Origin of the sequence: Blautia sp. MSK20_18, assembly GCF_020553125.1 — a bacterium.
GTDB lineage: Bacteria > Bacillota > Clostridia > Lachnospirales > Lachnospiraceae > Blautia_A > Blautia_A fusiformis.
This window is the reverse complement of record NZ_JAJCGR010000002.1, coordinates 98,449-111,324: the sequence shown is the minus strand read 5'-3', so window position 1 is coordinate 111,324 and position 12,876 is coordinate 98,449. Positions and strand designations below refer to the sequence as shown.

Below are 12,876 nucleotides of genomic sequence, written 5' to 3'. Positions count from 1 at the left end.
AGGACAGCATGGATACAGATAAAATAATACAAGATTTAAATCGCAGGTTTGCTGCACCTCTTCCTGAGTTTTATCAGCGTCGTATCATTTTCTGGTACGATGAAGATAAGGAATTTGAGGATAAACTGGATGAAGTGGTTTTGGAAAATGCAAAGGTGATTGCGCTGACTGGAAATAATGCGTTTTCTGTGAAGAAGCTGCTTTCAGTAGATGATTTGACCACAAATTATCTGGTTTACAGTCCGTGTGTCTATAACCGCCCAGATGATAACTGGCTTCTAGATGTGGAGCTTTATAGCGAAGAGTTTCGGGCGGATCTGATTTCTATCTGGATGGATGAGATGGGACTTATATCAAATCCGGCAATGAGGAAACAGGTTAAAAATTATCGTGCTTATTTCAATGCGAAAGACCGTCGTTTGAAAGTTAGCACGCAGAATAAAGTTCCGGAAACACCGGCACAGTTACACATGGCTGTCATGGCGGCAATCTGTGGATTGAAAGATGCACAGCCTAATATGATTCTACGTAGTGTGTTCCAGGCGGGACTGGATTTGAATAATAATACGGTTTATCAGGATTTTGTAAAATATCATGCAGACGCAGCTTTTTGGGCGATGGTTCGTCAGGGAAGTGGATTTGTGGAGGAAGAACCAGATCTTGGGCAGTTGGCAATTCATCTGCTTTTAACTGCAGCGACCCGTACCATGCGGCAGGAATATCTTGCTGGACTGGACAGTTTTATTTCCATACCCCATCAGGCATATTGCTATGATTTTATTTCTGAATGGCTTCATAGTGACAACATTCCGCAATTATATGATGTGGCACGTTATGTTGAGGATGAAGCTCGTCTGTATCAGCGTTTTGAAAAGCTGACAGTAGAAGATTTGGTAGGAACAGAGTTCTTTCCGTGTATTAACGAAGTAATTCTGACAAAGCTAATGACAGAGATTAGTGACCATATTATTGATGTGGATACCATTACGAATACCGTTGAAAAACGTAGAACTTGTGTATGGTATGAGCCATTTGAGAATTTTTATGACGGTATCTTACAAGTGGCGAATATGCAAAGTTTCTTTAAGGAACATTCTGCCGGATTCCATACCGCAGAAGCGAAAAGTATCTGGAAAGAATATACTGAGAGCTACTATCAGATGGACACTTATTACCGTTTGTTCCATCTTAGTTTTCAAAAGAGTTTGGAGACTTCCAATATTCTGCTGGATGATTTGTTCAAGCATGTTGTCGATAAGGTGGAAGGACTTTATACGCACTGGTTCTTAGGTGAGTTGGGCAACAACTGGTCGGATGTATGTGCGGATGAACTGGCAACTTACGGTAAAGTTCTGGAAGTACCGCAACAGGAGGATTTTTACCGTTCCCGTATCCAAACCTCGGATACGAAAGTATTTGTAATTATCTCAGATGCCATGCGTTATGAAGTGGCGGCTACGATGGCAGATCAGCTTCAGCGAGAAACGCAAAGTAAGGTTTCTATCAGCAGTATGCAGAGCATCTTTCCTTCTACTACAAAGTTTGGTATGGCAGCTTTGTTGCCGCACAAAGAATTGACAGTAGAGGTTCGGAACGATATTTTGACGGTTTTGGCAGATGGACAGTCTACGGCAAGTACTTATAGGGACAAGGTTCTGAAAACAGAAGAGTCGGCAAGCGTGGCCTTAAAGTATAATGATATCATTGCTATGAAACGAGCGGAAAGAAGTGCTTTGGTAAAAGGTATGGATGTGGTCTATATTTACCACGATACCATTGATGAAGCCAGCCACACTTCGGATACTGCTGTTTTTGCTGCGTGTGACAAGGCAATTTCAGAATTAAAGAACCTTGTGCGTATTATTGTAAATGAATTTGGCGGCACGAATATTCTGATTACGGCTGACCATGGATTCCTTTACACATACAGTCCGCTGAAGGAAGAGGATAAGGTCGATAAAAGAGGCTTTTTTGATGTAGATGCCGTAAACTCTGATGTGATAAAAAAAGAAAGTAACAGGCGATGTGTGGAATATGGCAGAAGATATGCAATTATGCAGAGAGGTGTACAGCCTGATTATTTGATACCTGTAAAATTTCTGGATGGCAAAACAGAATTTGATGGATTTACTCCAAGGGAAAGTATTCGGATCAAGATGAGTGGTGGTGCTATGAAGTTTGTACATGGTGGTATCAGTTTACAGGAAATGGTTGTTCCGGTGATTGAGTACCATTATCTCCGCAATGATTCTATGGAATACAAGCGTAATAAACAGAAGTATGATACCAAGCCTGTAACAGTCAATTTGTTGTCCGCAAACCGTAAAATCAGCAATATGATTTTCTCATTGAACTTCTATCAGAAGGATGCAGTCAGTGCAAATCGTGAAGCGGCTACTTATCAGGTTTATTTTACGGATGAAAACGGCAAGCAGATCAGTGATGTTCAGAAGATTATTGCAGATAAGACCAGCGATAACGGTGCGGAAAGGACTTTCCGTTGCCAGTTTAATTTGAAATCTCTGAAATACAGCAATACCGCTACTTATTATCTGGTAATTGCAGATGAACAGGGATTACAGATGCCACAGCGGGAGCCATTTCAGATTGACATTGCCTTTGCGGTGGACGAGTTTGATTTTTTTAGTTAATGCCGCAGGAGGAGAGAAAGATGGAGCAATTTGCAGAGGGTGAAAGTACTCGTGAAGAAATAAAGAACAAGCTCCGTCAGAACTTTGACGGTAAGATTGTTCGGAAAGACCTGACAAAGAAAATCAAGGAAGGGGCGAACGTTCCTGTGTATGTCCTTGAGTTTCTGTTGGGGCAGTATTGCAGCTCAGATGATGAAATGGTCATTGAAAAAGGCGTACAGAATGTGAAGCGTATTCTTGCTGACAACTTTGTACGCCCGGATGAATCACAGAAGATTCTGTCTCAGTTGCGAAAGAAGGGCAGTCACACGATCATTGATATGGTGACTGTCCGACTGGATATGAAAAAGGACTGCTTTTTTGCAGAGTTTTCTAATTTGGGAGTTGGTAATGTACCGATTGCCGATGAATACCCGGAAAAATTTGATCGCCTGCTTTGTGGCGGCATCTGGTGTATTGTTCAGTTGGATTATGAGGTGGAAGGCGACAATAATTTTGGTATTGAGGACATTGATGGAAATCCGCTTCGTTCCAAACAGAAAAAGCAGAAAGATATTTCACCAATCAGTATCCGTAAGCTGACACCGATCCAGATGCCGCACATTGATATTGATGAACTGAAGCAGGGACGAAAGGCTTTTACGAAAGATGAATGGCTGGATATTCTTCTTCGTTCTATCGGCATGGAGCCAGATGAATTTACATATCGTGAGAAATGGTTACTTTTGACCCGTATGATTCCATTAGTTGAAAATAATTTTAATCTTTGTGAGTTGGGACCGAGAAGTACCGGTAAATCTCATCTTTACAAAGAGATTTCACCGAACAGTATTTTAATTTCCGGTGGACAGACGACGGTTGCAAACCTGTTTTACAATATGGGACGCAAAACGGTCGGACTGGTCGGCTTATGGGACTGTGTAGCCTTTGATGAAGTGGCTGGTATCAAGTTTAAAGATAAAGATGGCATTCAGATTATGAAGGATTACATGGCATCCGGCTCTTTTGCCCGTGGCAAAGAAGAAAAAGCTGCTAATGCGTCTATGGTATTTGTGGGAAATATCAATCAGAGTGTGGACGTGCTGTTGAAAACGTCCAGTCTGTTTGCACCTTTCCCGCAGGAAATGGGAACAGATACAGCATTTCTTGATCGTATGCACTGTTATCTTCCAGGATGGGAGATACCGAAGTTCAGACCGGAGCATTTTACCGATGATTACGGTTTTATCAGTGACTATTTGGCAGAGTTCATCCGAGAGCTTCGCAAGGAACAGTATGGAGATGCACTTGATCACTACTTCCGCTTGGGGAGAAATCTGAATCAGCGTGATACAATTGCGGTTCGTCGTATGATAGACGGTTATCTGAAGTTGATGTATCCAAATGGTGAGTTTACCAAAGAAGAACTGGAAGAAATTATTCAGATTGCATTGGAAATGCGTCGCCGTGTCAAGGAGCAATTGAAGAAGCTGGGCGGTATGGAATTTTATGATGTAAACTTTTCTTATATAGATCTAGAAGATATGTCAGAACATTATGTTTCCGTACCAGAACAGGGTGGCGGTAAGCTGATACCGGATGGAATGTGTAATCCGGGACAGGTTTATACCGTATCCAGAGGAAAAAGTGGCATGATTGGTGTATTCCGTTTGGAAAGTCAGATGCTTCCAGGCAATGGCAAAATTGAACGGACTGGCTTAGGCAGTGATTCTAAATGCAAGGAAGCGGTGAATACGGCATTTAATTATCTGAAAGCCAACGGCAATCGGATCAGTGGAGCTATCAACACCTCAACTAAGGATTACATCATCAATTATCAGGATTTGCAGGGTATCGGCATGACAGATAAACTGGCACTTCCAACATTGATTGCACTTTGTTCGATTGCCCTTGGAAAGCCTGTTGTCAGCAACTTGGCAGTGTTGGGAGATATAACAATTAGTGGCACAATGATAAAGGTGGATGAACTTGCCAATACACTTCAGGTGTGTCTGGATAGCGGCGCAAAGAAGGTGCTGATTCCAAGTACCTCATTTGTTGATTTTGCAAGCGTTCCGGCTGAGCTGATGAGTGCATTTCAGCTGATTCCGTATCAGAGTGCGGAAGATGCAGTGTTTAAGGCGTTGGGGGTAGAGTAATATAAGGAGGGATAAAATGTTTGAATCAGGGCTTGAATTTTTAAGGGCAGATTTTCATCTGCATACACAAAAAGATAAAGAATTTTCATATAGTGGTGAACCAAATGATTTTGTGAAATCATATATTTCGGCATTGAAACAAGCTAATATTTCTATTGGAGTTATTACCAATCATAATAAATTTGACAAAGATGAATATAAAGCCTTAAAAAGGGCAGCAAGCAAAGAAAAAATATTTATATTACCTGGTGTGGAATTGACTGTTAAAGAGGGAGCTAATGGTATACATACTCTTATAGTTTTTAATCCTGATGAATGGTTAGAAAATGGCAATAATCACATTCAAACATTTTTAATAGCCGCATTTGCAACAATATCTAATCCTGAAAATAGAAATACAAAATGTTGTTATGATTTAAAAAGCACATTGGAAAAACTGGAGGAGTATGGAAAAGATTATTTTGTAATATTTGCCCATGTTGATCAAGGCAGTGGTTTGTTTAACGAATGTGGAGGCGGTCTTTTAGAATCGCTCTCAGGGCTTGCTCCGTTTAGAAAACGAGTTTTAGGAATACAAAAATCGAGGACAAGGGATAATATAAATAAATTTAATCGTTGTTTTGGCTATATTCCAGCTCTTATAGAGGGATCGGATCCTAAATCATTGAAAGATATTGGAAAAGGCGATAAACAAACATATTTAAAAATCGGAGAATATTCATATGCGGCGATTAAATTTGCATTACAGGACTATAAAAGTAGAGTTGCTGAATCATTACCAGAAAGAAGACATGGGTATATTGAATCTATAAGTTTTCAAGGCGGAAAATTTGATGGACAAACAATTAGATTTTCATCAGAGCTTAATTCGTTAATTGGAATTCGCGGAAGTGGAAAGTCGTCTGTGCTTGAAGCAATTCGTTATATATTTGATTTGCCGTTGCAAACAGATAAAGAATATAAAGAATCACTGATAAAAAATATTTTTGGTTCAGGAGGAAAAGCAACGTTATCTGTTGTTGATAAACATGGTAAACATTATATTGTTAGTCGTATATACGGAGAACAGAGTAATGTTATAGATGAAAATGGACTTGACTTAAACATACAACCGTCAAGCTTGTTTGATGGAATTCAATATTTTGGGCAAAAAGATCTATCAAATAGTGCTGATCATGAAAATGGTCTTCTTGAGAAATTGGTTGGTGGAAAAATAGGAAAAAGTGCAGAAATAACATCTTGTGTGAAGGAGTTGACAACATCGGTTTCTCAATTATTAGATGCGAATAAAATTCCAGAGCAGATTGAGGAATGCAAAATTAAAAAATCTGAAGTTGAGCATAAAATGTCTATTTACAAGGAAAAAGGCGTTGCAGAAAAATTAAAAAAACAAACTGGATACACAACAGATAAAACAAAGTTAGATTCTGTAAAAGGACGAATTGATTCAGCAGTACGAGAATTAAAAAAGTGTTATGATAATAATAAAGATGTGACTTTAGGCTTACAGGGCGTGGAAAGTATTTATAATTCTGATATTATAAAGAAGGCAAGTGATATTTTAAGTGCAATTGGAAATGAAATTTTAAAAATTGGAGAGGCCGTCACGCAGATAGAAAGTAATTCATTAGAATTTGCAGATGTAGTGGAAATGTTAGCGAAAAAAATAGATGGATTATCTGATGAATTTGCTGAAATAAAAAGAGAAATCAAAGATGATACGTTAGATATTGATGGATTTGTCAAAATGACAGAAGAGCTGGAAAAATATAAAGAGAATTTAAAGCAACTAGATGAACGAGCTAAATCCAAAAAACAAATAGAAAGTGCATTCAAGAAAGCAATGCGTGAAAGAAATGATATATTATTAGAACAATTCAATGCATATAAACTTGAAATTCAGAAAATTAATGAATCACAAAATGAATTAAAAATCACTATTGATTTTAAAGGTGACAGAGATAATTTTAAATCACAGATGAAGACTGATTTTAGGGGGTCAGGTATTTCTGAAATAAAATATCAATACTTATGTGACACGTTTAGAGATTATGTGGAGCTTATAGAAGACTGGATATTATGTGATGGTATGAAAATCAAGGAAATTATTTCATCCTCAGAATATACAAAGCTTGATAAAAAATTGCAAGATCAGTATGCGGATCTTCTGAAGAATCAGGTTTCCAATAATGTTGAAATATATTATCATGACAAATTATTACGACACCATTCAATAGGGCAGCGTGCGTCAGCTCTTATATTGTTTATACTCATGCAGTCTGATAATGATATTATTCTTATAGATCAGCCAGAAGATGATTTGGATAATAAAATTATTTACGATGAAGTAATTACAGCAATTGCGAAAAAGAAACAAGATATACAATTTATTTTTGCTACACACAATGCTAACATTCCAGTTCTGGGTGATGCTGAAAGAATTTTTGTGGTTGAGTATCAAGATACAACGATTGATATATCGCAAGGGAATATTGACCTGAAATCTACACATAAGCAAATTGTAGATATTATGGAAGGCGGAGAGGAAGCATTTGATAAAAGGCAATTAATTTATACATCATGGAAATAGATTGCATAGATGATCAGATTAAAAAATCAAGAACAAACAAATATGTATATTCCATATTGGGCATAATTTAAGTTTCGCTAAGTTTCACTTATATAGGTGTCTGAGGAAAATTTAATAGGAAAAACATGAAAAAAGCACTGAAAACGAGAGTATGAAACTTTTTCTGTAAAATAATGTTTATAAGGTTCTTCTATGATACAATAAATATCATTAGGAGGGCCTTTTATTATGGCAAGACAAAAGAAACCTGTACATCGTGTACAAATGACAGAAGGAAAACGAAACATCATCCATCAGCTCCTGGAAGAGTACGATATCCAGTCTGCAGAAGACATTCAGGATGCGCTCAAGGATCTTTTAGGCGGCACCATTAAGGAAATGATGGAAGCTGAAATGGATGATCATCTTGGTTACGAAAAATCCGAACGCTCAGATAATGATGATTATCGCAATGGTTATAAGCGGAAACAGGTCAACGGCCGGTATGGCTCGATGGAAATCGAAGTGCCACAGGATCGCAAATCAACGTTTGAACCACAGGTTGTGAAAAAACGTCAGAAAGATATTTCCGATATTGATCAGAAGATCATTTCCATGTATGCCAAAGGAATGACTACCCGGCAGATTTCCGAAACCATCGAAGATATTTATGGCTTTGAAACTTCTGAAAGTTTTATTTCTGATGTGACTGATAAGATCCTGCCACAGATCGAAGACTGGCAGAACCGGCCACTGGACGAGGTCTATCCCATTCTCTACATTGATGCAATCCATTATTCTGTAAGGGATAATGGCGTGATCCGAAAGCTTGCTGCTTACGTGATTCTGGGAATCAACACGGAAGGAAAAAAAGAAGTTTTAACCATCAGTGTTGGCGATAACGAAAGCGCAAAATACTGGCTTTCCGTTATGAATGAACTGAAAAATCGTGGTGTCAAAGATGTATTAATTATCTGTGCCGATGGTTTAACCGGAATCAAAGAAGCGATCGCAGCAGCTTTTCCAAAGACGGAATACCAGCGCTGTATTGTACACCAGGTAAGAAACACGTTGAAATATGTCCCGGATAAAGACAGAAAAGCCTTTGCTACGGATCTGAAAACCATTTATCAGGCCACAGATGAAAAGAAAGCTCTGGCAGCCTTAGAGCGTGTAACAGAAAAATGGACACCGAAATATCCGAATTCCATGAAGCGCTGGAAGGATAACTGGGACGCAATCTCGCCGATCTTTAAATTTTCAACGACGGTCAGAACGGTGATTTATACTACAAATGCTATTGAATCCCTGAATTCTACCTACCGGAAACTGAATCGCCAGAGAAGCGTATTTCCAAGCGATACAGCTCTATTAAAGGCACTGTATCTTGCCACATTTGAAGCTACGAAGAAATGGACCAGTACGATCCGCAACTGGGCACAGGTGTATGGTGAACTGAGTATTATGTACGAAGGACGCCTCCCAGAGTAACGAATAAACAGGCGAATAAAACGGGCGGAAAACCGCCTGCTCTTGACATGCCATTCAACAACTGTTATATATAAAACAAGGGTGAGAAGCCTGATTTTCAGGCTTACCACCCTTACATATCATAGAAGAATCTTATTTACAGACTTTTTCTCATAGTCTCCTGAAAACCGTTTGATTATTGGTTTTACAGTGCTTTTCCTTTTGCCAAAGAGGAAAAATGCAGTGAAATTAAGTTTCACTGAGTTTTGATTTTACAGAGAGCCATTGTTTCTTAGGCTCATATTTTCCACACCCGTCACAGGTCTGTGGCCAGTTGATTTTCCATTCAAAATATTCATCTCTGGTAATCTCACCAGATCTCAGTTCTTCTTTTCTGAGAACCCATTCTTTCAGAAAATCATTCAGAACTCCATAGTCAAACCACATACAGACAGGAGCATGGGCAGGCCAGCTATCGTTGTCATGGTAGTAAACGGAAGTGTCTGCTACTTCATTGCATTTTTCACCGGGAAATTTCCGAGGAAGAAACAGATGCAGGGCAGATGGATTAAATTCATCCAGCCAGAAAAGCAGTTCCATCATTTCGGAAGCGTCACGTCCAGCGGTATCATAGAGGGTATAAGGATTAACATCAAGAGCCTGTGCCATTTTATCGACCGGATCTTTTTTCGGAACACGAACGCCTTTTTCATATTGTACAATTCGGCGAAATTCTTTACAAAAAAAATTAGCACTCACCTCTTGACAGTGCTAATAAATGGTGTTATAGTTCTCCTAGAACAAGAAAAAAGCACAGCATTTCCAGTATGCGAATATTGGAAATGCTTTTCATAGAATAGGAGGAAAGCCTATGAATATCAGTAAATTTACACAGAAATCCGTACAGGCTGTCCAGGATCTTGAAAAGATTGCTTATGAATATGGCAATCAGGAGATCGAAGAGGAACACCTTCTGTATGCCTTGCTGACACAGGAGGACAGCCTGGTCCTCAAGCTGATCGAGAAGATGGAAATCCAGAAGGAATATTTTGTTGACACAGTTAAGAAGGCACTGGATGCCAGAGTTAAGGTTTCCGGTGGAGAGCTTCGATTTGGTCAGTATCTGAACAAGGCACTGGTCAGTGCAGAGGACGAAGCGAAGGCTATGGGAGATGAGTATGTATCGGTTGAGCATCTGTTTCTTTCCATGCTGAAGAATCCAAGCCCGAGCATGAAGAAGCTATTCAATGAATTCGGAATCACCAGAGAGCGTTTTCTTCAGGCATTATCTACAGTCAGAGGAAACCAGAGAGTTGTCAGTGACAACCCGGAGGCAACCTATGATACCCTGAATAAATACGGTGAGGATCTTGTGGAGAAGGCGAAGAATCAAAAGCTTGATCCGGTGATCGGCCGTGATATGGAGATCCGGAATATTATCCGTATCCTTTCTCGTAAGACCAAGAACAACCCGGTTCTCATCGGTGAGCCTGGCGTTGGTAAAACAGCAGCCATCGAGGGACTGGCACAGCGTATTGTGGCAGGAGATGTACCGGAAGGTCTTAAGAATAAGAAGATTTTTGCCCTGGATATGGGTGCGCTGGTTGCAGGTGCCAAGTATCGTGGTGAGTTTGAGGAACGTCTGAAAGCGGTACTTGAGGAAGTGAAGAAGAGTGAAGGACAGATCATTCTGTTTATCGATGAGCTTCATCTGATCGTGGGTGCAGGTAAGACAGATGGCGCCATGGACGCAGGAAACATGCTGAAGCCTATGCTTGCCAGAGGTGAGCTGCACTGTATCGGTGCAACAACTCTGGATGAGTACCGACAGTACATTGAGAAGGATGCTGCACTTGCCCGTCGTTTCCAGCCGGTTATGGTAAATGAGCCGACAGTGGAAGATACCATTTCCATTCTCCGTGGCCTGAAGGAAAGATATGAGGTATTCCACGGTGTTAAGATCACAGACAGTGCTCTGGTTGCAGCTGCCACACTTTCACACAGATACATTACAGACCGTTTTCTTCCGGATAAGGCCATCGACCTTGTTGATGAAGCCTGTGCGCTGATTAAGACGGAGCTGGATTCCATGCCGACAGAGCTGGATGAGCAGAGACGTAAGATCATGCAGCTGGAGATTGAAGAGTCTGCCCTGAAAAAAGAAACTGACAACTTAAGTAAAGAGCGTCTGGCTGATCTGCAGAAAGAACTTGCAGAGCTGAGAGATACTTTTAATACTCAGAAAGCTCAGTGGGATAATGAGAAGCATTCCGTAGAGAAGCTTCAGAAATTACGTGAGCAGATCGAGGATATCAATAAACAGATCCAGAAAGCAAAACAGAATTACGATCTGGAGAAAGCAGCAGAGCTGCAGTATGGCGAGCTGCCGAAGCTTCAGCAGCAGCTGGAGATTGAGGAAAAGCAGGTTAAGGAGAGTGACAGAAGCCTGGTACATGAGGCTGTCACAGATGATGAGATTGCTCGTATCATTTCCAGATGGACCGGTATTCCGGTAACCAAGCTGACAGAAGGCGAGAGAACCAAGCTGCTGGGCCTTGAGGATGAGCTGCACAAACGTGTAGTAGGACAGGATGAGGGTGTTCGTCTTGTAACAGATGCGATCCTTCGTTCCAAAGCCGGAATCAAGGATCCCACAAAGCCAATCGGTTCCTTCCTGTTCCTCGGACCAACCGGTGTTGGTAAAACAGAGCTTGCCAAGACTCTGGCTGCCACACTGTTTGACGATGAGCAGAATATGGTCCGTATCGATATGAGTGAATACATGGAGAAATATTCCGTGTCCCGTCTGATCGGAGCGCCTCCAGGATATGTCGGATATGAGGAAGGCGGACAGCTGACAGAGGCCGTTCGAAGAAAACCGTACAGTGTTGTTCTTTTTGATGAGATCGAGAAGGCTCACCCGGATGTATTCAATGTACTTCTGCAGGTACTGGACGATGGACGTATCACGGATTCACAGGGACGTACGGTTGATTTTAAGAATACGATCCTGATCATGACTTCCAACATTGGTTCTCCGTACCTTCTTGACGGTATCGACGAGAAGGGAGATATCAAACCGGAGGCACAGGAACAGGTTATGGGTGATCTTCGTGGTCATTTCCGTCCGGAATTTCTGAACCGTCTGGATGAGATCATCATGTTCAAGCCGCTGACCAAGGATAATGTAGGTAAGATCGTAGATCTTATGGTCAAAGAGCTCAGCGACCGTCTGGCTGACCAGGAGCTTTCTCTGGAGCTTACAGATGCTGCCAAACAGATGGTAGTGGATAACGGTTATGATCCGGTTTACGGCGCACGTCCTCTGAAGCGTTATCTCCAGAATTATGTGGAGACACTGACAGCCAAGAAGATCCTTTCCGGTGATGTACATGCCGGAGATACCATTGTGCTGGATGTGAAGGACGGAGCGTTTACTGTCAGCACGAAATAACAGAACAACATCCGGTCAAAAAAGTAACTCCTTGAAGCAGTAAAATATAGATTGACAAACAAAAGAACTGCCCGTTCTGAAGAGGATTCATCCTGATGTGAAAATCGGATGAAGAATCAGAAAATCAGAACCGGGCAGTTTTTTTGGGGGGAAAGGAAACTGAGAGGTCTGTACAGGGCGGAACACAGGGAACCCGGGAATTGCCTCTTGACAAAAATGGAGATTGGTAAGATAGTAAAACTGATCAATCAGAAAATCTGAGAAATAAAAAGTAAAGGATGGAAAAGACAATGATACCAAAGGACCCGGTAATGCTTTTAAGTTACGTAAATACACAGCTGAGGGATTTTTATAAAACTCTGGATGCGTTTTGCGAGGACAGAGACGTTGATCAAAAAGAACTGGAGAAGAAGCTGGAGACTATCGATTATACTTACGATCCGTCTGTCAATCAGTTTGTATAAGGGAGAATATCGTTATGAAACTGGAGAAAGTTTTTTAGGAGATAAGGGCGATATGCGTGCAAAACGGAGCTTCTAAGGTGGTTCTTTTCGGATCGCAGGAGAAACCAGTGATGTTGATATCGCGGATCTG

7 protein-coding genes are annotated in these 12,876 nt (G+C 40.7%); 6 read left to right on the top strand and 1 reads right to left on the bottom strand.

The annotated features are described in order from the left end of the window. Positions 1-8 precede the first annotated feature (8 nt). The 4 genes from pglZ to LI091_RS01830 all read left to right on the top strand — a co-directional run bounded on the left by pglZ (position 9) and on the right by LI091_RS01830 (position 8,849). On the top strand, positions 9-2,651 hold the full coding sequence (pglZ, locus tag LI091_RS01845; RefSeq protein WP_265190719.1) for a BREX-1 system phosphatase PglZ type A: 2,643 nt from the start codon (positions 9-11) through the stop codon (positions 2,649-2,651). A gap of 20 nt (positions 2,652-2,671) precedes the next feature. Continuing rightward, entirely contained in the window at positions 2,672-4,789 is a 2,118-nt protein-coding gene (gene brxL, locus LI091_RS01840; protein ID WP_265190718.1) for a protease Lon-related BREX system protein BrxL, read from the top strand. A gap of 16 nt (positions 4,790-4,805) precedes the next feature. Then, positions 4,806-7,379 carry a TrlF family AAA-like ATPase gene (locus LI091_RS01835; protein WP_265190717.1) on the top strand — a complete coding sequence of 858 codons (2,574 nt, stop codon included), beginning with the start codon at positions 4,806-4,808 and terminating at the stop codon, positions 7,377-7,379. Between the two features lie 228 nt (positions 7,380-7,607). Then, positions 7,608-8,849, top strand: coding sequence for an IS256 family transposase (locus tag LI091_RS01830; RefSeq protein WP_265190716.1), 1,242 nt, complete (start codon positions 7,608-7,610; stop codon positions 8,847-8,849). A 228-nt stretch (positions 8,850-9,077) separates the two neighbouring features. On the opposite strand, the gene LI091_RS01825 is transcribed toward LI091_RS01830, so the two are convergent. Next, the gene (locus LI091_RS01825; protein ID WP_265190715.1) at positions 9,078-9,587 is read right to left on the bottom strand and encodes an XRE family transcriptional regulator; all 510 of its coding nucleotides are present in this window, start codon (positions 9,585-9,587) and stop codon (positions 9,078-9,080) included. A 112-nt stretch (positions 9,588-9,699) separates the two neighbouring features. Between LI091_RS01825 and clpB the strand changes: the two genes are divergently transcribed. Together clpB and LI091_RS01815 are read left to right on the top strand one after the other, a co-directional pair. Next, positions 9,700-12,282, top strand: coding sequence for an ATP-dependent chaperone ClpB (gene clpB, locus LI091_RS01820; protein WP_265190714.1), 2,583 nt, complete (start codon positions 9,700-9,702; stop codon positions 12,280-12,282). Positions 12,283-12,572: 290 nt separating this feature from the next. Next, a complete protein-coding gene (locus tag LI091_RS01815; protein WP_265190713.1) occupies positions 12,573-12,746 on the top strand; it encodes a DUF4250 domain-containing protein in 174 nt (57 codons plus the stop codon). Positions 12,747-12,876: the final 130 nt, after the last annotated feature.